This is a genomic window from Pseudomonas sp. NBRC 111130 (assembly GCF_001320485.1).
Taxonomy (GTDB): Bacteria; Pseudomonadota; Gammaproteobacteria; order Pseudomonadales; family Pseudomonadaceae; genus Aquipseudomonas; species Aquipseudomonas vlassakiae.
In genome coordinates this window covers 38,143-61,489 of sequence record NZ_BCBG01000023.1, presented here as the reverse complement: position 1 = coordinate 61,489, position 23,347 = coordinate 38,143, and the positions used below count along the sequence as shown (strand labels likewise).

Annotated in this window: 20 protein-coding genes; 5 read left to right on the top strand and 15 right to left on the bottom strand. The window is 64.3% G+C overall.

Translation table 11 applies throughout. The features are described 5' to 3' along the window. Window positions 1-133: 133 nt before the first annotated feature. Window positions 134-1,189, bottom strand: coding sequence for a phosphorylcholine phosphatase (locus tag APH33_RS12890; protein WP_054885516.1), 1,056 nt, complete (start codon window positions 1,187-1,189; stop codon window positions 134-136). Between the two features lie 242 nt (window positions 1,190-1,431). Between APH33_RS12890 and APH33_RS12885 the strand changes: the two genes are divergently transcribed. Further along, window positions 1,432-2,823: an L-cystine transporter gene (locus APH33_RS12885; RefSeq protein ID WP_054885515.1), complete on the top strand. Its 1,392-nt coding sequence runs from the start codon at window positions 1,432-1,434 to the stop codon at window positions 2,821-2,823. A gap of 106 nt (window positions 2,824-2,929) precedes the next feature. On the opposite strand, the gene APH33_RS12880 is transcribed toward APH33_RS12885, so the two are convergent. Continuing rightward, window positions 2,930-3,445 (bottom strand): dihydrofolate reductase, encoded by a 516-nt coding sequence (locus tag APH33_RS12880; protein WP_054885514.1) that lies wholly within the window; start codon window positions 3,443-3,445, stop codon window positions 2,930-2,932. 54 nt (window positions 3,446-3,499) lie between these two features. Here APH33_RS12880 and APH33_RS12875 point away from each other — a divergent pair, with 54 nt between their 5' ends. Then, window positions 3,500-4,891: a DUF2868 domain-containing protein gene (locus tag APH33_RS12875; RefSeq protein ID WP_082433592.1), complete on the top strand. Its 1,392-nt coding sequence runs from the start codon at window positions 3,500-3,502 to the stop codon at window positions 4,889-4,891. Further along, entirely contained in the window at window positions 4,884-6,248 is a 1,365-nt protein-coding gene (locus tag APH33_RS12870; RefSeq protein WP_054885513.1) for a GTPase/DUF3482 domain-containing protein, read from the top strand. The genes APH33_RS12875 and APH33_RS12870 overlap by 8 nt, the downstream gene beginning before the upstream one ends. A 102-nt stretch (window positions 6,249-6,350) precedes the next feature. Here the strand turns inward: APH33_RS12870 and APH33_RS12865 are convergent, their stop codons facing one another. The 6 genes from APH33_RS12865 to APH33_RS12840 form a co-directional block, all read right to left on the bottom strand. After that, a complete protein-coding gene (locus tag APH33_RS12865; protein ID WP_054885512.1) occupies window positions 6,351-6,899 on the bottom strand; it encodes a phosphonate degradation HD-domain oxygenase in 549 nt (182 codons plus the stop codon). A gap of 23 nt (window positions 6,900-6,922) precedes the next feature. Next, window positions 6,923-7,948: a putative 2-aminoethylphosphonate ABC transporter substrate-binding protein gene (locus tag APH33_RS12860; RefSeq protein WP_054885511.1), complete on the bottom strand. Its 1,026-nt coding sequence runs from the start codon at window positions 7,946-7,948 to the stop codon at window positions 6,923-6,925. A gap of 30 nt (window positions 7,949-7,978) precedes the next feature. After that, the gene (locus APH33_RS12855; RefSeq protein ID WP_054885510.1) at window positions 7,979-9,703 is read right to left on the bottom strand and encodes a putative 2-aminoethylphosphonate ABC transporter permease subunit; all 1,725 of its coding nucleotides are present in this window, start codon (window positions 9,701-9,703) and stop codon (window positions 7,979-7,981) included. Window position 9,704: 1 nt separating this feature from the next. Continuing rightward, window positions 9,705-10,763, bottom strand: coding sequence for a putative 2-aminoethylphosphonate ABC transporter ATP-binding protein (locus APH33_RS12850; protein ID WP_054885509.1), 1,059 nt, complete (start codon window positions 10,761-10,763; stop codon window positions 9,705-9,707). A gap of 216 nt (window positions 10,764-10,979) precedes the next feature. Further along, entirely contained in the window at window positions 10,980-11,849 is an 870-nt protein-coding gene (locus APH33_RS12845; RefSeq protein ID WP_054885508.1) for a LysR family transcriptional regulator, read from the bottom strand. A gap of 9 nt (window positions 11,850-11,858) precedes the next feature. Further along, on the bottom strand, window positions 11,859-14,111 hold the full coding sequence (locus APH33_RS12840; protein ID WP_054885507.1) for a heavy metal translocating P-type ATPase: 2,253 nt from the start codon (window positions 14,109-14,111) through the stop codon (window positions 11,859-11,861). 83 nt (window positions 14,112-14,194) lie between these two features. Here APH33_RS12840 and cadR point away from each other — a divergent pair, with 83 nt between their 5' ends. After that, window positions 14,195-14,638 carry a cadmium resistance transcriptional regulator CadR gene (cadR, locus tag APH33_RS12835; protein ID WP_027920939.1) on the top strand — a complete coding sequence of 148 codons (444 nt, stop codon included), beginning with the start codon at window positions 14,195-14,197 and terminating at the stop codon, window positions 14,636-14,638. 132 nt (window positions 14,639-14,770) lie between these two features. Here the strand turns inward: cadR and APH33_RS12830 are convergent, their stop codons facing one another. From APH33_RS12830 to APH33_RS12820, 3 genes are read right to left on the bottom strand one after another with little or no spacing between them, the layout of a single operon-like run. Further along, window positions 14,771-15,742 carry a thymidylate synthase gene (locus tag APH33_RS12830; RefSeq protein ID WP_054885506.1) on the bottom strand — a complete coding sequence of 324 codons (972 nt, stop codon included), beginning with the start codon at window positions 15,740-15,742 and terminating at the stop codon, window positions 14,771-14,773. 51 nt (window positions 15,743-15,793) lie between these two features. Further along, entirely contained in the window at window positions 15,794-16,600 is an 807-nt protein-coding gene (gene lgt / locus APH33_RS12825) for a prolipoprotein diacylglyceryl transferase (RefSeq protein ID WP_054885505.1), read from the bottom strand. Window positions 16,601-16,616: 16 nt separating this feature from the next. After that, window positions 16,617-17,399 (bottom strand): sulfite exporter TauE/SafE family protein, encoded by a 783-nt coding sequence (locus APH33_RS12820; protein ID WP_054885504.1) that lies wholly within the window; start codon window positions 17,397-17,399, stop codon window positions 16,617-16,619. 129 nt (window positions 17,400-17,528) lie between these two features. Here APH33_RS12820 and APH33_RS12815 point away from each other — a divergent pair, with 129 nt between their 5' ends. Next, window positions 17,529-18,275 carry an NRDE family protein gene (locus tag APH33_RS12815; protein WP_054885503.1) on the top strand — a complete coding sequence of 249 codons (747 nt, stop codon included), beginning with the start codon at window positions 17,529-17,531 and terminating at the stop codon, window positions 18,273-18,275. Window positions 18,276-18,383: 108 nt separating this feature from the next. On the opposite strand, the gene ptsP is transcribed toward APH33_RS12815, so the two are convergent. The 4 genes from ptsP to ilvA all read right to left on the bottom strand — a co-directional run bounded on the left by ptsP (window position 18,384) and on the right by ilvA (window position 23,279). Next, complete coding sequence (gene ptsP, locus APH33_RS12810) at window positions 18,384-20,663, bottom strand: phosphoenolpyruvate--protein phosphotransferase (RefSeq protein WP_054885502.1); 2,280 nt, start codon at window positions 20,661-20,663, stop codon at window positions 18,384-18,386. 22 nt (window positions 20,664-20,685) lie between these two features. Further along, the gene (locus APH33_RS12805) at window positions 20,686-21,165 is read right to left on the bottom strand and encodes an RNA pyrophosphohydrolase (RefSeq protein ID WP_003249017.1); all 480 of its coding nucleotides are present in this window, start codon (window positions 21,163-21,165) and stop codon (window positions 20,686-20,688) included. Between the two features lie 135 nt (window positions 21,166-21,300). Then, the gene (locus APH33_RS12800) at window positions 21,301-21,726 is read right to left on the bottom strand and encodes a DUF2269 domain-containing protein (protein WP_054885501.1); all 426 of its coding nucleotides are present in this window, start codon (window positions 21,724-21,726) and stop codon (window positions 21,301-21,303) included. A 38-nt stretch (window positions 21,727-21,764) separates the two neighbouring features. Beyond that, the gene (ilvA, locus tag APH33_RS12795) at window positions 21,765-23,279 is read right to left on the bottom strand and encodes a threonine ammonia-lyase, biosynthetic (RefSeq protein ID WP_054885500.1); all 1,515 of its coding nucleotides are present in this window, start codon (window positions 23,277-23,279) and stop codon (window positions 21,765-21,767) included. Between the last annotated feature and the right edge of the window lie 68 nt (window positions 23,280-23,347).

Below are 23,347 nucleotides of genomic sequence, written 5' to 3'. Positions count from 1 at the left end.
CGGTTCTTTTTGCCTGTACCGGCCTCTTCGCGGGCGCGCCCGCTCCCACAGGTACTGCACAGATTTCAGATACCATGCGATCCCTGTGGGAGCGGGCGTGCCCGCGAAGAGGCCGGTACAGGCACCACAGAACCTACTGAATCTGCTCCGGCGTCACGATCACCCAGTTCTTGTCCGCCGTCACCGGCAACCCTTCCTTGGCCTGCGCCGCCGCGTTCTTCGCGATCATGCCGTTCAACTGGTCCATGTACTTGGCCTTGCGATTTATCCACAGGTGGATGCCGCCCTTGTTCACATCCACGCCATGGAACTGCATGTAACCATCACTGGTTGGCGTATCGCCTCCCACCAACACTGGCTTTTTCCATTCGTCGATGTAAGTCAGGATCGCCGCCTGCTTGCCTGCCATCCAGGTGGCCGGGGTCCACAGGTAAGGCGTCAGCTCCAGCCCTTCGTTGGCCTTGGCGTCATACTGCCCGGCGCTGATCTGCTTGCGCGCCGTGGTCAGCTGGCCGTTGGCGCGGTCCTTGAGCAACAGGCTGACACCAATCACGTTCTGCGGTTTGACGTTGTAGCCGTACTTGGGGTCGGAAGCGACCATGCGCACCAGCTCTTCGGACGCCGCAGAGATCACGTAGACCTCGATGCCGTTCTCCATCAGCTTGTTGTACAGCTCGGCCTGGCCGGTGAAGACTTTCGGCGGCTGTACTTCAATGGTCTTTACCTGGTCGCCTTCGAAGTAGGTGCTGGGGATTGGCTTGTTCAAGGCCATCATCTCATCGACCTGAGCCTTGAGTTCCTTGAGGGTGAAGCCTGCAAAGACCTGCGCGACCCATGGGTAGCAGACCATGTCGTCGATCTCGCACAGCCGGTAGTAGTAACTGAACAGGCTCTCCTTGTGCTCGGCGGTGTCCTTGAACGGGATCAGCTTGAGTGACGCGTCGAGTTTGTCGCGGGTCAGCAGGCCCTTGTTTTCCATGAACGGCAACAGCGCTTCTTCGAGGTCGTAGCGGTAGCTGGTGTTGTCCATGTCGAAGACGGCGTAGTTACCTTTGTTGGCATTGGCGGCAATCATCGCGTCGAGCTGTTTGGCGGCATCAGCAGGCCAATGCTTGAGCTCGGTGGCGAAGCTTTCGACACTGAACAGCAGGGACAAACCCAGGGCGAGGGCTTTCGGAGCGAACTTCATGTGCGAATCTCCTGAAATGACCCGGAAAAACTAGTGCAACATGCGCCGATTCCGGCCTCTCACAACGACCCTGACAGAACCATAAACGTCGTGTTCATTGCTATCCGCGACAGCCTGTTATTCCATATACGACTAAGCAAATTACTTATGGATATAAATTCGTTTCTTTTCAGGCTGTTAGCATTTCCGTTCGCAATCGCTCACCAGAGGCGATGCCTCTTCTGCTTTTTCCTGGAGCTTCAATGAATCTGCCGCTGTCCCTCAACCTGCTGGCGTTCCTGGCCCTGCTGCTAGGCCTGGCGCAAACCGGCCGCACCGATTGGAGCCTGGCCAAGAAAGTCTTGCTGGGCCTGGCGCTGGGCGTCGCGTTCGGCTTGGCCCTGCACAGCATCTACGGCGCCGGCCACCCAGTACTCAAGGCCACTATCAGCTGGCTGGACCTGGTCGGCAACGGCTATGTCGGCCTGCTGCAGATGATCGTCATGCCGCTGATCTTCGCCTCGATCCTCAGCGCCGTGGCCCGTTTGCACAATGCGTCGTCGCTCGGCCGCATCAGCGTGCTGAGCATTGGGACCCTGCTGGTGACCACGGCCATCGCCGCCTTGATCGGTATCGTCCTGACCAACCTGTTCGGCCTGAGTGCCGATGGCCTGGTGGCCGGCGCCCAGGAAAGCGCGCGCATGCAGGTTATCCACAGCGACTATGCAGGCAAGGTTGCCGACCTGAATATCCCGCAGCTGCTGCTGTCGTTCATCCCGAGCAACCCGGTTGGTGACCTGGCACGGGCCAAGCCGACTTCGATCATCAGCGTGGTGATCTTCGCCGTGTTCGTCGGCCTGGCCGCGCTGCAACTGATCAAGGACGACGCCGAGAAAGGCGCGCGCGCCCTGTCGGCCATCGATACCCTGCAGGCTTGGGTAATGCGCCTGGTACGCGTGGTGATGAAGCTCACCCCCTATGGCGTACTGGCGCTGATGACCAAGGTAGTGGCCAGTTCGAACCTGGAAGACATCCTCAAGCTGGGCAGCTTCGTGGTGGTGTCCTACCTGGGCCTGGCGCTGATGTTCGTGGTCCACGGCATCATCCTTGCCGCCACCGGCGTGAGCCCGTTGCGCTTCTTCCGCAAGGTCTGGCCAGTGCTGACCTTTGCCTTCACCAGCCGCTCCAGTGCCGCCAGCATCCCGCTGAACATCGAGGCGCAAACCCGCCGCCTGGGCGTGCCGCAGTCGATTGCCAGCTTCAGTGCATCGTTCGGCACCACCATTGGCCAGAACGGCTGCGCGGGCCTCTATCCGGCCATGTTGGCGGTGATGGTAGCGCCAGCGGTGGGCATCGATACCTTCGATCCGCTGTGGATCGCGACCTTGGTGGCGATCGTGACGCTGAGTTCGGCGGGTGTGGCTGGCGTCGGTGGCGGAGCGACGTTTGCCGCGCTGATCGTGCTGCCGGCCATGGGCTTGCCGGTCGAACTGGTGGCGCTGCTGATTTCGGTGGAACCGCTGATCGACATGGGCCGCACGGCGCTGAACGTGAATGGGTCGATGACGGCGGGCGTGGTGACCAGCCAGCTGCTGAAAGAAACCGACAAGGACGTGCTGGCTGGCGATGAGCATGCCGAGCTGAGCCACTCCTGAGGATAATTGGGGCCGCTGTGCGCCCCTTCGCGGGCACGCCCGCTCCCACATCGGTCCAGTGGGAGCGGGCGTGCCCGCGAAGGGCTGCAAAGCAGCCCCAGCTATCTCAAACCTTGTCCCAAACCTCGAAGTGATAGGCAGGCTTGCCTTCTTCAGCCTGAACCTCACTCGACACCAGCGTCCACTGGCCCTCGTCGAACGCCGGGAACCACGCATCCCCCTCCGGCGCCAGTTCCACCCGCGTCAGGTACATCCGGCTCACCAGCCCCTTCTCCAGCGCCTGCCCATACAGCTGCGCCCCGCCAATCAGCATCAGCTCGCCAACGCCCTGCTCACGCGCCCACTGCTCGGCCCGCGCCACTGCGGCCTCCAGCGAGGCGAACACCTCGGCCCCGGCCAGTTCCAGGCCCGCCTGCCGGCTGACCACGATGTTCAACCGCCCCGGCAACGGCCGGCCCAGCGAATCCCAGGTCTTGCGCCCCATGATGATAGGCTTGCCCAAGGTGGTGGCCTTGAAGTACTTGAAGTCCCCCGGCAGGTGCCAGGGCATGGAGTTGTCGATGCCGATCACGCGGTTCTCGGCGTGAGCCGCGATCAGGCTGAGGGGGAGTGATGTATTCATGCCAGCGAGGATAGCACCGGGCGTGTGGGTTATGCTTCTGCCCTGAACCACGCAATGGAAGACCTTGTGACTGCACCGACTCCACTGGACAAGCGCTGGCTCACCGAAGCGGTACGCCTGCGCGAGGAACACGCAGGCCTGCTGGACGACCAGGAGGCCAACCGCCACGCCCGCCAGCAAGGCGGCGACCTGGCCGCGCGCATCGAAACCCGTGCACTGTGGCTGGCCGAGCGCGATGGCATGACCTCGGCCTTGCGCCACTGGAAGCAAGGCGCACGCCTGGCGCTGCTGGCCCTGATGCTGCTGGCGGTTTTCAGCGGCGCGGGCCTGGCCTTCGCCGCCCTCGGTGACGGCCAGCGCCCGGTCAACGTGTTCTGGGCCCTGGGCAGCCTGCTTGGTTTGAACCTGCTGATGCTGCTGGGCTGGGCCGTGGGCTTTGCCTTGAGCGGCGAGCACGGTGCCAGCCTCGGCCGCCTGTGGCTATGGTTGAGTGAACGCTTCGCCCGCGATGCCAAGGCCGCGCACCTGGCGCCGGCGCTGCTGGTGCTGCTACAACGCCAGCGCCTGAACCGCTGGCTGCTTGGCGCCCTTGTGCACGGCCTGTGGCTGCTGGCGATGGTTGCGGCCGTGGTCCTGCTGCTGACCTTGCTGGCCACTCGTCGATACGGCTTTGTCTGGGAAACCACCCTGCTGGCCGCCGACCCGTTCATTCACCTGACCCAAGCCCTCGGCGCACTGCCCTCGCTGCTCGGCTTCGCCGTACCGGACGAGGCCATGATCCGCGCCAGCGGCGATACCCTCCCCGCTTTGGACATCACCCGCCAAGCCTGGGCCAGCTGGCTGCTCGGCGTGGTGCTGGTGTACGGCCTGCTGCCACGCCTGCTGCTGGCCGGGTTGTGCCTGTGGCGCTGGCGGCAGGGCCGTGCCCGGCTGACGCTCGATCTCAGCCTGCCGGGGTATGCGCAGTTGCGCGACGCCCTGATGCCGCGCAGCGAACGCATCGGCGTGCAGGATGCCGCCCCCGAAGCGCTGCCGCAGTTTCAGGCCGGCCAGCTGGAAAGCGGCAGCAGCGGCGCCTTGCTGGTAGGCCTGGAACTTGACGACCAACGCCCCTGGCCGCCCGCCTTGCCCAGGGCGGTAACCGACGCCGGCGTGCTCGACAGCCGCGAGTCGCGCAACAAGCTGCTCGAACAGCTCAGCCGCTTCCCGCCGGCGCGCCTGGCCATCGCTTGCGACCCATGCCGCTCACCCGACCGCGGCAGCCTGGCGCTGCTCGCGGAGCTGGCACGCAATGCCGGCGCCACCCGCATCTGGCTGCTTCAGGCTGCCCCCGGCCAGGCCCTGGACGCCGAACGCCTGGGCGACTGGCACGACGCGCTAGACCGCCTCGGCCTAACCCATGCCGACACTTCGCCCCTGACCTGGCTGGAGCATGGCCATGACTGAGCCGCTGAAACTGGCCGTGGTCGGCCACACCAATGTCGGCAAGACTTCGCTGCTGCGCACGCTCACCCGCGACGTCGGCTTCGGCGAGGTCTCGCACCGCCCCAGCACCACCCGCCACGTCGAGGGTGCGCGGCTGTCGGTGGACGGTGAACCGCTGCTGGAGCTCTACGACACCCCCGGCCTGGAAGACGCCATCGCCCTGCTCGACTACCTCGAGCGCCTGGAGCGCCCCGGCGAACGCCTGGACGGCCCGGCCCGCCTCGAACGCTTCCTGCAAGGCAGCGAGGCACGCCAGCGCTTCGAGCAGGAAGCCAAGGTGCTGCGCCAGCTGCTGGCCAGCAATGCCGGCCTGTATGTGATCGACGCCCGCGAACCGGTACTGGCCAAGTACCGCGACGAACTGGAAGTGCTGGCCAGCTGCGGCAAGCCGCTGTTGCCGGTGCTGAACTTCGTCGCCAGCAGCCGGCACCGCGAGCCGGAATGGCGTGAAGCCCTTGCCCGGCTTGGGCTTCACGCATTGGTGCGGTTCGACAGTGTGGCCCCGCCAGAGGATGGCGAACGCCGTCTGTACGAGAGCCTGGCCCTGCTGCTGGAAGACGCCCGACCGGCCCTGCAACGGCTGATCGACGACCAGCAAGCCCAGCGCCTGGCACGCCAGCACAGCGGCAAGCGGCTGATCGCCGAACTGCTGCTCGACTGCGCCGCCTGCCGGCGCAGCGTCGAGGCCGAGCCGGCAGCTGAAGCCAGGGCCATCGAGGCCCTGCGCCAGGATGTACGCCAGCGTGAGCAGCGTTGCGTGGAGGCGCTGCTCAAGCTGTATGCCTTCCGCCGTGAGGATGCCAATGCCGGTGATTTGCCGTTGCTGGACGGGCGCTGGGGCGATGACCTGTTCAATCCCGAGACCCTGAAACTGCTGGGTGTACGTTTGGGTAGCGGCGTGGCGGCCGGGGCTGCAGCCGGGGCCGGCGTTGACCTGCTGGTTGGCGGCCTGACCCTCGGCGCTGCCGCGCTGGCGGGGGCAATTGCCGGTGGCGCGCTGCAGACGGCGCGCAACTATGGGTCGCGGCTCATGGGCAAGCTGAAGGGCCAGCGCGAGCTGACGGTGGATGACACGGTGCTGCGGCTGCTGGCGTTGCGTCAGCAGCAGTTGATGGTGGCACTGGATGGCCGCGGACATGCGGCCCAGGACAGCATCCGGCTGGGCGAACTGGATGAGAAGGCCTGGCGTGAGGGGAAGCTGCCGGAGGCCTTGAGCAAGGCGCGTGCGCATCCGCAATGGTCGACGCTCAACCCTGGGGCGAAGCTCAATCAGGCTGAGCGGCAGGAACAGCTGGAGGCATTGGTTTCACAGATCTGATTCAGCAGGTCCGGCCCCTTCGCGGGCACGCCCGCTCCCACAGGTATTGTGTGGTCCCTGTGGGAGCGAGCGTGCCCGCGAAGGGGCCGGTACAGGCAACCTTCAGAGCGAGGCCAGTGCCTTCTCTTTCAGCAGCCCCAGGTCCATCACCGGCACCCCGACCTCCTTGGCCATCTCGTCCCACTCGCGCATCCGCAAACTGACCTCGAACAGCGGATCGCGCTCGAAGGCATCTGCCTCGTCAGCGCTCATGACCCCACCTTGATATTCCAGCGTCCGCCGGCTCGCCTCGCTCAACCGTTGGTAATACCCCGGCTGGCGCAAAGTCAGATAACGCTTGGCCTCCACGTGATACTGCACCAGCCGCGCCATGCGCTCGCCAAAGCCACAACGGCGCAGGTACTCGGCACCGATGCGCTCGTGGCTGACCACGCCATAGCCCCCCATGCTGGCGTCGCCGCCGCACAGGTGGCCAATGTCGTGGAAGAACGCCGCCAGCACCACTTCATCGTCGTAACCCTCGGCCATGGCCAGCTGCGCAGCCTGGGACATGTGTTCGAGCTGGTTGATGGCTTCACCGATGTAGTCGTCGCTGCCATGCTGCTCATACAAGTTGAACAGCTTGTCGATGGTCTGGGCTGGCGTAAGCATTGGCTTCACTCCTGGGCTTTTTCTTATTGCTGCGCCACTTTCTCCGACTTGCCGTCATAGCGCTTGCGCCATTCAGTGAGGATCTCGTCGCGGTTCTTCGAGGCCCAGGCAAAGTCGTTCTTGATCAGGCGCTGTTCATAGTCGGCCGGCAGCTCGGTCTGCGGCTTGGCGATGCCTGGCGCGGCCAGTACGGCAAAGTTGTCCTTGTACAGCTCCATGGCCGCCGGGCTTGCCGAGAAATCGGCCAGGCGCTTGGCTGCGTCAGCCTTCGGTGAGCCCTTGATCACGGCGGTCGCCTCGATCTCCCAGCCCAGGCCTTCCTTCGGCAGCACGATGTCCAGCGGCGCGCCCTGGCGCTTGAGCTGCACGGCCGGGTACTCGAACGAGATACCGATCGGGAACTCGCCCGCCGCCGCCAGCTTGCACGGCTTGGAACCGGAGTGCACGTACTGGCCGATGTTCTGGTGCAAGGCGTCCATATACGCCCAGCCTTGCGGCTCGCCGAAGGTCTGCAGCCAGGCGCTGACGTCGAGGAAGCCGGTACCGGAGGAAGCCGGGTTAGGCATGACGATCTTGCCTTTGTACTCAGGCTTGGTCAGGTCCTGCCAGCTCACTGGCTTGGTCAGGCCTTGCTTCTCGGCTTCGACGGTGTTGAAGCAGATGGTCGCGGCCCACACGTCCATGCCGACCCAGGCTGGCGGGTTGGCCGCATCGCGGTAGTTCGCGGAGATCTTGCCCAAATCTTTCGGCGCGTAGGCTTCGAGCATGCCGTTCTGGTCGAGGATGGCCAGGCTGGAGGCGGCCAGGCCCCAGACCGCGTCGGCTTGCGGGCGGTCTTTCTCGGCCAGCAGCTTGGCAGTGATGATGCCGGTGGAATCACGCACCCACCTGATCTCGATGTCCGGGTTGGCCTTTTCGAAGCCCTGCTTGTAGCTCTTGAGCTGCTCGGCTTCCAGGGCGGTATAGACGGTCAGCTGGGTGGCTGCGGCCGAAGCCTGCAGGCTGAAAACGGCGGATACGGCAGCGGCAAGGGCGAGGGGCTTGAACATGATGCGTTTCCTGTGGGAGTGGGCAGTCGGTCAATGGCCTGGGGCGCGCTGGCGCCAGGCCTGGGAGCGGCGCAGCAGGCCGCGTGAAGCACCGGCCAACAGCAGAGAAGCAGCGGCGCTGGTCAGCAGGATCAGGGTCGACATGGCGGCCGCGCCGCCAACGTTGCCGGCATCGTCCATGTTCAGCACGGCGACGGCGGCGAGGATGGTGTCGGGGCTGTAGAGGAAGATCGCTGCCGACACGGTGGTCATCGCCGAGACGAACAGGTAGCGGATGATGTCCAGCAGCGCCGGCAGGCAGATCGGCACGGTAACCCGCACGAAGTGCTTGTACAGCGGCGCCTTGAGCGACAGCGCGGCGGCCTCGAACTCGCCGTCGAGCTGGCGCAGCGCGGTGGCGGCAGTCATCTGCGCGGTGGTCAGGTAGTGGGCGATGGTGCACAGCACCAGCAGCGCCATGCCGCCATAGAACACATGCAACGGGTTGCTGCTGAGGTTGAAGAAGAACACGTAGCCCAGGCCCAGCACCAACCCAGGCACCGCCATGGGGATGAAACTGAGCAGGCGCAGGGCCTGGTTGAGCAGGCGCTGCCCTTGGGTTTTCTCCATCAGGTAGGCGCCGGTGAAGATCACGATGCTACCGATCAGGGCGGTGCACAGGGCCATGGTCACGCTGTTGCGGTAGGCCAGCCAGCCGCCACCGGCGGTGTCGTCGAACATGTAGTGCTTGAACGACAGGGTCAGGTTATATGGCCAGAAGGTCACCAGCGACGCGTACACCGCCATGCCGATCACCACCAGCAGGGCCGCGCAAACCAGCAGCACGATGGCCAGGAAGCAGGTATCCCGGCAGCGCGATGGCTTGGGCTCGAAAACCTGGGCGCGGCCGCTCATTGCTTCTGCCTGGCGCCGACGGAGCCAGGCATCGACGCCGAAGCTGAGCAGCGCTGGCAGCAGCAACACCATGCCGATCAACGCACCGCGGCCGAACTGCTGCTGGCCGACCACCGCCTTGTAGGCTTCCAGCGCCAGCACCTGGTAGTCGCCACCGACCACGACCGGCACGCCGAAGTCGGTGATGGTCAGGGTGAACACCAGGCAGAACGCGGCGAACAGCGCCTGACGCGTGGCGGGCCAGGTGATGCTGCAGAACGCCCGCCAAGGCCCAGCGCCCATGCTCGATGCCGCGTCGAACAGTCGTGCGTCGGCCAGCGCCAGGGCCGAGAGCAGGATCATCAGCGCATGGGGGAAGGTGTAGATGGCCTCGCCGAGCACTATGCCCCAGAAACCGTAGATGTTGTCGCTGAGCAGGCTACGCAGCACGCCCTGGTTGCCGAACAGGTAGACCAGCGCAATCGCCGGGAGCATCGACGGCGCCAGCAGCGGCAGCAGCGAGATGCCGCGCCACAGGCCCTTGGCCGGGATCAGCGTACGCTGCAAGGCGTAAGCGAACAGGTACGCCAGCGGCACCACGATGGCCGCCACCGTGCACGCCACCGACAGACTGTTGCCGATCAGCCAGTGGAAGTTTTCGCTGGCGAACAGTTCGCGGGCGGCCCACCAGCCTCCACCTTGGCCGGCTTCGCCGCTGAAGCCTTTCCAGAATATGGCCAGCAGCGGCAGCACCACGGCCAGCAGCAACAGGATCAACAGCAGGCTCTTGCCACCGATGACGAACAGGCGGTCACCCAGGGCGACGTCGCGGCGTCGCGCATCCTTGGGCTGGGTCAACGGCAGGGACATTGGCGTGGCCATTTCAGGCAAACACCTGGAGGCTCTGCGGCGGCAAGGCCACCCAGATATCCTGCGAACCCAGGCGTGGCATGGCTTCCGGCGCCAGTTCGGCGAGCAACGCATGACCCGGCAGGGCCTTGAGCTCGAAGCTCATGCGGCAGCGGTTGCCCAGGAACGTGATTTCGCGAACCTTGGCCGGGAACAGGTTTTCCTCGTGCATCACCGGGTTCACTGTGATTGCCTCCGGGCGGCAGAACAGCCGGCCACTGCGGGCGGTACCCGCGTTGGTCGCCAGGCGCATGCCCATGGCGCCGACCTGGGCGTGGCTGTCGCTACTGCGCTGGAACGGCAGCCAGTTGCCCTGGCCGACGAACTCGGCGACGAACGGCGTGGCCGGCTGGTCGTAGATTTCCTGCGGGGTCGCGTATTGCTCGACCTGGCCGTTGTTCATCACCGCAATGCGGTCGGCCATGAGCATGGCTTCGTCCTGGTTGTGGGTAACCATCAATGTGGTGATACCCAGTTGGCGCTGCAACTGGCGCAGCTCGGTGCACAGGTGCTCACGTACCCGGGCATCCAGCGCCGACATCGGTTCGTCGAGCAGCAGCAGCGAGGGTGATGGCGCCAGCGCACGGGCCAGGGCCACACGTTGCTGCTGGCCGCCGGACAGTTGACCGGGGTATTTCTTTTCGCTACCGGACAGGCCAATCAGTTCGAGCATTTCTGCGACACGCTGACGGCTTTCGTCGCGGCTGGTGCCGGTCAGGCCGTAGGCGATATTGGCTTCGACGGTCAGGTTGGGGAACAGCGCGTAGGACTGGAACAGGATGCCGTAGTCGCGGGCCTGGGGGGGCAGTTCGGAGATGTCGCGCTCACCGATGTACAGTGCACCGCGGTCCTGGCGTTCAAGGCCGGCAATGCAGCGCAGCAGGGTGGTCTTGCCGCAACCGGACGGGCCGAGCAGGCAGACCAGTTCACCGGCGGCGATGTCCAGGGACACATTGTTCAACGCCGTAAAGGCACCGAAACGCTTGTGGATACCGCGCACTTTCATCTGTGCGCCCGGAGTGGCGTGGTTCATGGCAAGGCCTCATCGAACAAGTGAGGGCCATGCTAGGAAGGCTGTGCGAAGGTTCTGTGGCTTTAGGGCAAAAGCCGGTGATAGTGGTATAGGCAGATTTTGTATGGCTTTCGGACCTCTTCGCGGGCACGCCCACTCCCACAGGGACTGCGCAGAATTCAAAAGCTGTGCGGTCCTTGTGGGAGCGGGCGTGCCCGCGAAGCAAGCAACACCGATCTAGAACTGTGAACCCACCACTTCCTGCGCCACGCCAAGGAACGCCGCAGGCAGCCGGGCCTGACGCCGCTCCTTCAGGCAATACAGGTACTCATGCATCACCGGCGCATTCTTCAGTGCCAGCACCCGCAGCTCGGGGTTGTGCGGCACCTCATGCCGGGCAATCACGCTGATGCCGATATTGCGCAGCACTGCCTCGCGGATGGACTCGCGGCTGCCAATCTCCAGCAATGCCCCGGCCTTGATCCCGGCCTCCAGCATCATCTGCTCGGTCAGCTTGCGCGTGGTCGAGCCCTTCTCGCGCATCAGCAGGCAATGCCCTGCCAGCACCTCGATGGATACCGCCTGCCGATGCGCCAACGGATGATTGCGATGCACCGCCACCACCAGCGGGTCGGTGCCCAACACCCGTCGCACCAGCCGGGCATCTTCCACCAGCTGCGACGAGGCGGCGATATCCACCCGGTAGTCTTCGAGCATCTCCAGCACTTGCTGCGAGTTGCCGATCTCCACCGTCAATTCGACGTGGGGCAGGCGCTCGCGAAAGATCTTCACCAGGTCGAGGATGTAGTAGGGCGCGGTGGCAGCGATGCGCAAACTGCCCTGGGCCTGGCCGCTGTTACGCAGCTCGAACTCGATGTCGGCCTCTTGCTGCAGCAGCGCCTTGACCATTGGCAACAGCCGCACGCCCTCCTCGCTCAACACCAGGCGCCGACCGCCGCGGTAGAACAGCTCCACCGCATAGTGGCTTTCCAGGCTGCGGATCTGTGTTGTCACCGTCGGCTGGCTGAGCCCGAGTTTCTTCGCCGCCAGGGTGATGCTGCCCAGGCGGGCCACCATGTAGAAGGCTTTGAGCTCGGCACTCAGCATTGCAGGACCTCATTTGCGCAGCAGGCGCAAACCGTTGAACACCACCAGCAGGCTCACGCCCATGTCGGCAAACACCGCCATCCACATGGTCGCCATGCCGGCAAAGGTGATCGCCAGGAATATCGCCTTGATGCCCAGCGCCAGAACGATGTTCTGCGTCAGGATCGCCGCACTTTGGCGCGACAGCCTGACGAACGCCGGGATTTTACGCAAGTCGTCATCCATCAGCGCCACGTCGGCAGTCTCGATCGCCGTGTCGGTACCCGCCGCCGCCATGGCGAAGCCGATTTCGGCGCGGGCCAAGGCTGGCGCGTCGTTGATGCCATCGCCAACCATGCCCACCCGGTGCCCTTCGGCGTACAGCTGCTCGATGCTTTGCAGCTTGTCGGCCGGCAACAGGTTGCCCTCGGCACGGTCGATACCCACCTGGGCGGCGATGGCCTGGGCGGTGTGCGGATTATCACCGGTCAGCATGACGGTCTTGATGCCCAGTGCATGCAGTTCGGCGATGGCCTGCCGGCTGCTGTCCTTGACCGTGTCGGCCACGGCGAACAGGGCCAACGGCCCGGAACGGTCGAGCAGCAGGACTACGGTCTTGCCCTGACGCTCCAGTGTATCCAGTTGGGCTTCCAGCTCCGGCGAGCACAGGCCCAACTCCTCGACCAACCGGTGGTTGCCCAGGTGGTAGGTTTCGCCGTCGATATCACCGCGTACGCCACGGCCGGCCAGGGCGGCGAATTCGCTGACCTCGCTCAGCGGCAGGTTCTGCGCCTTGGCGAACTGGGCGATGGCGCCCGACACCGGGTGATCGGAACGGTCGGCCAGGCTCGCCGCCAACGCCTGGGCACGGCCCTCGAACAGCGGGTCAAGCACCTTGGCATCGGTTTGCACCGGTTTGCCGTGGGTGATGGTGCCGGTCTTGTCCAGGGCGAGGAAATCCAGCTTGCGGCCACCTTCCAGATAAACCCCGCCCTTGATCAGGATGCCTTTGCGCGCCGCAGCGGCCAGGCCACTGACGATGGTCACAGGCGTGGAGATGACCAGCGCACACGGGCAAGCCACCACCAGCAGTACCAACGCGCGGTACACCCAATCGAACCAGGCACCGGCCATGAACAGCGGCGGAATCACTGCCAACGCCAAGGCGACGATGAACACCACCGGGGTGTAGAGGCGCGAGAACTGGTCGACGAAACGCTGGGTGGGCGCACGCGCACCTTGGGCTTCTTCGACGGCCTTGATGATGCGTGCCAGGGTCGATTGCCCTGCAGCGGCCGTTACGCGGTATTCCAGCGCACCCGCCTGGTTGATGGTGCCGGCGAACAGTTTGTCGCCCGCCGCCTTTTCCACAGGCAGGCTTTCGCCGGTGATCGGCGCCTGATCGACGCTCGATTGCCCGCTGACCACTTCACCATCCAGGCCGATGCGTTCGCCTGGGCGCACCCGCACCAAGGCACCTATCGCCACCTCGCGCACCTCCACCTCATGCCACTGGCCATCGGCCTGCTGTACCGTGGCCATGTCCGGAGTCAGCTGCATCAGCCCGCCGATGGCATTGCGCGCACGGTCCAGCGAGCGCGCCTCGATCAGCTCGGCAACGCTAAACAGCACCATGACCATGGCTGCTTCCGGCCACTGGCCAATCAGCACGGCGCCGGTCACGGCAATGCTCATCAGCGCATTGATGTTGAGATTGCGGTTCTTCAGGGCGATCCAGCCCTTCTTGTAGGTGCCCAGGCCGCAGCCGAGGATTGCCGCCAGCGCGAGCGCGGCCACCAGCCATTGCGGCGCGAGGCTGGCGAAGTGCACGATTTCCGCGGCGATCGCGGCAATACCCGACAGGGCCAGCGGCCACCAACGGGCCTTGTGCGGCTGCGCTGCGGCGCCGCTGCCGTCGTCTTCAGCAGTCAACGGCTCGGCCTTCATGCCCAGGCTGTCGATGGCGCGCTCAATCTCGCCGGTGCCGTTCAAGGTATGGCGCACACCGAGCACGCGGTTGATCAGGTTGAATTCGAGCTGCTCGATGCCCGCCAGCTTGCCCAGCTTGTCCTGGATCAGGGTCTGCTCGGTGGGGCAGTCCATGGCGTCGATGCGAAAGCGGCTGAGCTGGGCGTGGCTGCTGGCCTTCTCGCTCAGTTGCACCAACGCGGGCGCAGCGCTTGAGCCACAGCAACTGTGACCGTGAGCGACGTGGCCATGGTCTCGTTCACCATGGGCATGATCGTGTGGATGGTTGTGTTCATGGCTGACAGGCTGGTTCATGGGGTCATCCTTAAATTGAGCCTGTTGCCAAGTGAACACCCTGTAGCCACTATAGGGTCAAGCCACTTGCTGGAGATTTCGTCATGAAAATCGGAGAACTGGCCAAAGCCACCGACTGCGCCGTGGAAACCATCCGCTATTACGAGCGCGAACAATTGCTACCGGAGCCGGCACGCACCGAAGGTAATTACCGGCAGTACACCCAGGCCCATGTCGAGCGGCTGACCTTTATCCGCAACTGCCGAACGCTGGACATGACCCTGGATGAAATCCGCAGCCTTTTACGCCTGCGCGATAGCCCTGACGACTCGTGCGGCAGTGTCAATGCGCTGATCGATGAGCATATCGAGCATGTGCAGGCGCGGATCGATGGCCTGGTGGCGTTGCAGGAGCAGCTGGTGGAGCTGCGACGGCGCTGCAATGCGCAGGGGGCGGAGTGCGCGATCTTGCAGCAACTGGAGACGAACGGCGCGGTATCGGTACCGGACACCGAGCATTCGCATGTGGGGCGAAGCCACGGGCATTGAGATGGCTGGGGCTGCTTTGCAGCCCTTTCGCGACACAAGGCCGCTCCCACAAAAGCACTGCGTACGCCGGTCGATGTGGGAGCGGCCTTGCGTCGCGAAAGGGGCGCAAAGCGCCCCCAGCATTCTGGAGAATTACACCGCCATCGGCGCCGTCATCGGCGCATGGTGCTCATAACCTTCCAGGCTGAAGTCGCTCGGTTCGATCTTCTCCAGCCACTCCGGCTCGTACTTGCCGGTCTTGGCGAACTCCGGCACACGGTCGCTGATCACCAACTTCGGCGCTTCCAGCGGCTCGCGCTTGAGCTGCTCGTTAAGCATGTCCAAGTGGTTTTCATACACGTGGGCATCGCCTATGAAGTAGGTGAACCAGCGCGGGGTGTAGCCGGTGAGGCGGCCGAACAGCGAGAGCAGCGCCGCGCCTTCGGTGAGGTTGAATGGCGTGCCCAGGCCCAGGTCATTGGAGCGGATGTAAAGCGTCAGGGATATTTCCCTGGTCTCGACGTTCGGGTGGAACTGGTACAACAGATGGCACGGGGGCAGGGCCATTTCGTCGAGCTGGGCACAGTTCCAGCCGTGGAACAGGATGCGCCGGCTGCCTGGGTCGTTGGCGATGGTATCCAGGCACTGGCGCACCTGGTCGATGGCCTTGTACAGGATGACGAAGGCCACGCCATCCTCTTCGTCCTGGGCGATGCGGCGGAAACCGGCCTGCTCGGCCATTTCGATGGCTGCCGGGTTGCTCAACGGGATGCGCTTGTAGCCCGGCCACTGGCGCCATTGCACGCCGTAGATCTCGCCGAGGTCGTCATGGCCCTGGCGGAACGGGTTGGCCAGCCACTGCGCGTTCTCGTTGGCGTTCTGGTCCCAGACCTTGCAGCCCAGTTCGCGGAACTCACCGGCGTTCTTCACGCCACGCAGGAAGCCGACCATCTCGCCGATCGCCGACTTGAACGCCAGCTTGCGCGTAGTGATGGCCGGGAAGCCTTTTTGCAGGTCGAAACGCAGCATGGCGCCCGGCAGGCTGATGGTGCGGATGCCGGTGCGATTGCCCTGCAGGGTGCCGTTTTCGATAACGTCGCGGACCAGGTCCAGATACTGTTTCATGGCTTACCTGTAACGAAAACGGCAGGGGGATCACCCCTGCCGTGGGAATAATCAGGCGGGTTTCGCCGTGGGCTTGCGATTATAAGCCCACCAGATCAGGCCGAGGCCAGCCAGGATCATCGGCACGCAGAGAATCTGACCCATGGTCAGCCAGCCCCAGGCGATGTAACCGAGCTGGGCGTCTGGCACCCGGACGAATTCGACGATGAAGCGGAAGATGCCGTAGAACAGCGCGAACATCCCGGATACCGCCATGGTTGGCCGCGGCTTGCGCGAGAACAGCCAGAGGATGAGGAACAGCGCCACGCCTTCCAGGGCGAACTGGTACAGCTGGGACGGGTGGCGCGGCAGCTGGGCCGGGTCGCTGAACGGTGGGAAGATCATCGCCCATGGCACGTCGGTAGGCTTGCCCCACAGCTCGGCGTTGATGAAGTTGCCGATGCGCCCGGCGCCCAGGCCGATCGGCACCAGCGGCGCGACGAAGTCCATCAGTTCGAAGAACGACTTGTTGTTGCGCTTGCCGAACCACAGCGCGGCCAGCATCACACCGATGAAGCCACCGTGGAACGACATGCCGCCTTTCCAGACCTCGAAGATCAGCGTCGGGTTGGCCAGGTAGGCATGCAGGTCGTAGAACAGCACGTAACCCAGGCGCCCGCCCACGATCACCCCCATCGACAACCAGAACACCAGGTCGGAAAGTTTCTCGCGGGTCCAGGTCGGGTCGAAGCGGTTGAGCCGGCGCGAGGCGAGCAGCCAGGCGCCGCCGATGCCGACCAGGTACATCAGGCCGTACCAGTGGATTTTCAGTGGCCCGAGGGCTACGGCCACGGGGTCTATCTGCGGGTAAGGCAGCATGGAACTTCCTCTCGATTCAAATCAGAAAGCTGAGGCCGACGCAGAACAGCAAGGCTGCGAACAGGCGTTTCAACAGGCGTGGCGACAGCTTGTGCGCCAGGCGTGCGCCGAAGCGTGCGAAAAACATGCTGGTCACGGCAATGCCGATCAGCGCCGGCAGGTAGACGAAACCCAGGCTGTGGGGTGGCAGGTGTTCCTCGTGCCAGCCCAGCAGCATGAAACTCAGGGCGCTGGCCAAGGCAATCGGCAGGCCGCAGGCTGACGAGGTCGCCACGGCCTTTTGCATCGGCAGGCCGCGCCAGGTCAGGAACGGCACGGTCAGCGAGCCGCCGCCGATGCCGAAGATCGCCGAAGCCCAACCGATCACGCCGCCGGCGCCAATCAAGGCCGGCTTGCCAGGGATGCCATGGCTGGCCTTGGGCTTGAGGTCCAAGGCCATCTGCGCGGCGATGATCAGGGCAAATGCGCCAATGATCTTCTGCAAGTGCGGGCCCTGGATAAGCGAAGCGGTCTTGGCGCCAATACCGGCGCCGATAAGGATACCGAGGGTCATCCAGGCGAAGATCGGCCATTGCACGGCGCCTTTGCGGTGGTGCTCGAGCACGGCATTGATCGAGGTGAAGACAATGGTTGCCAGCGAGGTGCCGACCGCCAGGTGAGTCAGCACTGACGCGTCGAAACCTTGCAGGGTGAAGCTGAACACCAGCACCGGCACGATGATGATGCCGCCGCCCACGCCGAACAGCCCGGCCAGCACACCGGCACAGGCGCCCAATAGCAGATAGAGCACGAATTCCATTCGTCGTCCCCGAGAAAACAATCCGGCATGGTAACGGAAGCCGGCCTCGGGGCTCTAGTGAACTCTGTGACAGGATGGATCGTCACCCGTGCAGTGGGTACAGTGGTCAAAAACACAGAGGCCCGACCTATGTGCCTGATCGTATTCGCCTGGCGGCCCAGGCATGCCCTGCCGCTGATCGTCGCGGCCAACCGTGACGAGTTCTACGCCCGCCCGACCCAGGCCCTGGCTGCCTGGGACGATGCGCCCGGGGTACATGCCGGGCGCGACCTTGAAGCGGGCGGTACCTGGCTGGGCGTTGGCCCGCAGGGGCGCTTTGCGGCGCTGACCAATATCCGCGACCCTGGCCAGGTGCTGGGGCCGCGCTCGCGCGGCGAGCTGGTGGCGGCATATCTTCAGGGTGAACTGGGAGTAGAGGCCTACCTCGACCAGGTCGCCAGCCGCAGCGGGCAGTATTCAGGGTTCAACTTGCTGGTGGGTGATGGTCATCAGCTGGGCTACCTGCATGCCCGGGATGTGGCGCCACGCTTGCTGGAGGCCGGGGTGTACGGGCTGTCCAATGCCGGGCTGGATACGCCGTGGCCGAAGCTGGTGAAAGCGCGCACCGGGTTGCAGGAGATGCTGGACACGGCAGATCCACAGCGGTTGCTGGCGTTGCTGGCAGACAACGAGCCGGCAGCCGACAGTGAGTTACCGGAGACAGGCGTAGGGGTGGCGACCGAGAAGTTGCTGTCGAGTGTGTTTATTGCCAGCCAGAACTATGGCACTCGGGCGAGTACCGTGCTGATTGTCGATGATCAGGGGAGAAGGCGGCTGGTTGAGCGCAGCTTCGGGCCATTTGGCGGGCATCTTGGGGAAGTCAGCCTGGAAGTGTGATGTTGAATTCACCGGCCTCTTCGCGGGCACGCCCGCTCCCACAGGGATCGCGCTGTGCCTGCGGGAGCGGGCGTGCCCGCGAAGAGGCCGGTACAGGCAACCTCAAATTCAGAGGGACTTGTTGGCCCCGGGCCCGATCATCCGCGCCAGGCCAAGGTTCTTCAGGGCCAGCTGCAGCGAGCTGTGGATAACTTGCGGGTTGTCATGGCTCAAGGCTTCAACCAGCAACTCCTTGGCCTTGCTCATGTTCACCTGGCGCAGCATCCACTTCACTTTCGGCAAGTTGGTGGCGTTCATCGACAGGCTGTCGAAGCCCATGGCCATCAACAGGATTGCTGCCGCCGGGTCACCGGCCATCTCGCCGCAGATGCTCACCGGCTTGCCTTCGCCATGGGCATCACGCACCACGGTATTGAGCGCTTGCAGCACCGCCGGGTGCAGGTAGTCGTAAAGGTCGGCGACCCGCGGGTTGTTGCGGTCCACCGCCAACAGGTACTGGGTGAGGTCGTTGGAACCGACCGAGAGGAAGTCCACCTGCCGCGCCAGCTCCCTGGTCTGGTACACCGCCGCAGGGATTTCCACCATCACGCCCACTGGCGGCATCGGCACGTCGGTGCCTTCGTCGCGTACCTCCCCCCAGGCACGGTGGATCAGATGCAGCGCCTCTTCCAGCTCGTGAATGCCGGAAATCATCGGCAACAGGATGCGCAGGTTGTTCAGGCCCTCGCTGGCCTTGAGCATGGCGCGGGTCTGCACCAGGAAGATTTCCGGGTGATCGAGGGTGACGCGGATGCCGCGCCAGCCGAGGAACGGGTTTTCTTCCTTGATCGGGAAGTACGAAAGCGCCTTGTCGCCACCGATGTCGAGGGTACGCATGGTCACCGGCAGCGGGTGGAAGGCCGCCAGCTGCTCGCGGTAGATCGCCAGCTGCTCCTTCTCGCTGGGAAAGCGCTGGTTGATCATGAACGGCACTTCGGTGCGGTACAGGCCAACCCCTTCGGCCCCGCGCTGCTGGGCGCGGGCCACATCGGCGAGCAGGCCGGTGTTGACCCACAACGGCATGCGGTGGCCGTCGGGGGTGACGCACGGCAGTTCACGCAGGGCGTCGAGGCCTTGGGCCAGCTGGCGCTCTTCCTCGACCACATCGCTGTACTGCTTGCGCAGCACCTCACTGGGGTTGGTGAACACCTCGCCCTTGTAGCCGTCGACGATCATCTCGATGCCGTCGACCTTGGAATACGGTAGGTCGACCAGGCCCATCACCGTCGGGATGCCCATGGCACGGGCGAGGATGGCGACGTGTGAGTTGCCCGAACCCAGTACCGAAACCAGGCCTGCCAGCTTGCCCTCCGGCACTTCGCCGAGCATCGCCGGGGTCAGCTCTTCGCTGACCAGGATGGTGTTGTCGGCATACACCAGCGACTGCGAGCGGGCTTCCTGCAGGTAGGCCAGCAAGCGCCGGCCAAGGTCCTTAACATCCGAGGCGCGCTCGCGCAGGTAGTCGTCGTCCATCAGCTCGAAACGGTTGACGTGCTCGCCAACCACCTGGCGCAAGGCACCTTGAGCCCACTGGCCGGTCTTGATGACTTCGATCACTTCGCCGCCGAGGGCGGCGTCTTCGAGCATCATCAGGTACACATCGAACAGTGCGCGCTCTTCCGGGCGCAGCTGGGTCGCCAGCTTGGCCGACAGCTTGCGCATGTCTTCACGCACGCCTTCAAGGGCGTTCTGGAACAGTTTCAGCTCGGCGTCGATGTCATCGACGGTCTTGTCCGGCACCACTTCCAGGTCGGCCGGTGGCAGCATGACCACGGCACGCCCGACAGCAGCGCCTGGCGAGCCAGGTACACCGACGAAGCGCGCTTCCTGAATGCCCTTGCCCTGGCGACCCAGGCCGCGGATCGAGCCCGTGGCTTCGGCATGGGCGATAACCCCGGCGAGCTGGGCGCTCATGGTTACGAGGAAGGCTTCTTCACCTTCATCGAACTGGCGACGCTCCTTCTGCTGGATGACCAGTACTCCGACCACGCGGCGGTGGTGGATGATCGGCGCACCGAGGAAGGAGGCAAATTTCTCTTCGCCGGTTTCGGCGAAGTAGCGATAACGCGGGTGATCGGCGGCGTTTTCCAGGTTCAGCGGCTCTTCCCGGGTACCGACCAGGCCGACCAGGCCCTCGTTGGGGGCCATGCTGACCTTGCCGATGGAACGCTTGTTCAGGCCTTCGGTGGCCATCAGTACGAAGCGGTTGGTTTCCGGGTCGAGCAGGTACACCGAGCAGACCTGGCTGCCCATGGCCTCCTTGACGCGCAAGACAATGATCCCCAACGCCGTCTTGAGATCTTTGGCGGAGTTCACTTCCTGGACGATCTTGCGCAGCGTATTGAGCATGGCTCGGGGTCGAACTCCGTGGTCAGTCGCGCGTCAGCAGACGCGGTGCAAGCTCTTTCAGGGCGCGGCGGTAGACTTCACGTTTGAATGTCACCACCTGGCCCAGCGGATACCAATAGCTGACCCAGCGCCAGCCGTCGAACTCCGGCTTGCCGGTCAGGTCCATCCGCACCCGTTGTTCATTGCTCACCAGGCGCAGCAGAAACCACTTTTGCTTCTGGCCGATGCACAGCGGTTGGCTGTGGGTGCGGACCAGCCGCTGGGGTAAACGATAACGCAACCAGCCGCGGGTGCAGGCAAGAATTTCCACATCGTCGCGTTCAAGGCCAACTTCTTCGTTCAGCTCGCGGTACAGGGCATCTTCTGGCGTCTCGTCAGGGTTGATACCACCCTGGGGGAATTGCCAGGCATCCTGGTTGATCCGTCGAGCCCATAGCACCTGCCCGGCATCATTCGTAAGAATGATCCCAACATTGGGGCGAAAACCATCGGGGTCGATCACGGCAGCAACCTCGCAAACGCATGTCACCGCATTGTTCCACAAAGCCTGCGAGCGCAGCAACGCGCCCGCCACGCTTATGTGCAGTGCGGTGAAAACTCCTCGTATCGCAATGGCGCGCGAAGCCCTGCCCAAGCTTCAGACCGGCTTGGCGCCCATCAAGCCGGCGATGGACAGCAAACACACCCCGCTGAACACCGCCAGGGCCAGGGTGAAGCGCAACCCCACCACTTCAGCCTTGCGCAGCCGGTTCAGCCGCACCAGCAGCCACCATCCGGCAAACGCGCCCAACGTATAGAGGACGCTGGAGGCCAGCACCCAGGTCTGCCCCAGCGGCCACCCCACCAGATGCACCAGCCACCAGCCAGTGAACGGCATGCTCAACAGGCACAGCCCCATTCCCCCCCAGACGAACACCAGCGGGCGGCGCAGCAGCTTGGCGTAGGCCTGGGCATCGCCGTGGCGACGGGCACGCACGGTCCAGGCCGCCAGCCCGAGGGCGCCCAGCAGCAACAGCACGGTGGCGGTGATGTGCAGGGCCTTGAGGGTGGTGAGGTGTTCCATGTCTTCACATCCTTGAGCAATAAGCCAAGCTTAGCCGCTCAACCCAGGAACAGCTTGTACGCCGGGTTGTCTGTCTCGTCCCAGTACGGGTAACCGATCTTGGCCAGCGCCGCCGGTACCAGGTGGCGTTCGTCCTCCGGCACCTGCAAGCCTGCCACCACGCGCCCGTCAGCCGCACCGTGGTTGCGGTAGTGGAACATCGAGATGTTCCAGCGCCCCCCCAGCTTGGTGAGGAAGTTGAACAACGCCCCCGGCCGCTCGGGGAACTCGAAGCGCAGCACGATCTCGTCGCTGGCACCGGCCGAATGCCCACCGACCATGTGCCGGATGTGCAGCTTGGCCAGTTCGTTGTCGGTCAGGTCGGTCACCGGGAAGCCCTGCTCGATCAGGTGCTGCACCAGCGCGGCGCGGGGGTCGTTTTCCGGGTGGGTCTGCACGCCGACGAAGATGTGCGCCTCATCGGAGGTGTGCTTGCGGTAGTTGAATTCGGTGATCTGACGCTTGCCGACGGCCTCGCAGAATGCCTTGAAACTGCCCGGGCGCTCGGGGATGGTCACGGCGATGATGGCTTCGCGCCTCTCGCCCAGCTCGGCACGTTCAGCCACATGGCGCAGGCGGTCGAAGTTGACGTTGGCGCCCGAGTCGATGGCAACCAAGGTCTGCCCGGTCACGCCACTGAGCTCGACATACTTCTTGATACCCGCCACGCCCAACGCGCCGGCAGGTTCGGTGATCGATCGGGTATCGTCGTAGATATCCTTGATTGCCGCGCAGATTTCATCGGTACTGACAGTCACCACCTCATCCACATGGTGGCGGCAGATGTCGAAGGTGTGCTGGCCAATCTGCGCCACCGCCACGCCGTCGGCGAACAGCCCGACCTGTGGCAGCACCACGCGCTCGCCAGCCGCCATCGCTGCCTGCAGGCAGTTGGAGTCGTCCGGCTCGACGCCGATCACCTTGATTTCCGGGCGCAGGTACTTCACATAGGCCGCAATGCCGGCAATCAGGCCCCCGCCGCCCACCGGGACGAAGATCGCGTCCAGTTGCCCCGGATGTTGACGAAGGATTTCCATCGCCACGGTGCCTTGGCCGGCAATGGTGTGCGGGTCGTCGTAGGGGTGGATATAGACGAAGCCTTTCTCGTCGACCAGCTTCAGCGAGTAGGCCAGCGCTTCCGGGAACGAATCGCCATGCAGCACTACCTTGCCGCCGCGCGAGCGCACACCTTCAACCTTGATCTCCGGCGTGGTCTTGGGCATCACGATGGTGGCCTTGATGCCCAGCTCCCGGGCCGCCAGGGCCACGCCCTGGGCGTGGTTGCCAGCCGAAGCAGTCACCACGCCGCGGGCCAGCTCTTCCTGGGTCAGCTGCGCCAGCTTGTTGTACGCCCCGCGGATCTTGAACGAGAACACCGGCTGCAGGTCTTCGCGCTTGAGCAGAATCTGGTTGCCCAGGCGCTTGCTCAGCTGCCCGGCGCTCTGCAACGGGGTTTCGACAGCGACGTCGTAGACGCGCGAGGTGAGGATCTTCTTGACGTACTGTTCGAGCATCTGGAAAGCATCACTGGCCGCGGGACAAGGGCTGCGAGTCTACCCCAGCGCTACGTCGGGCGACCACA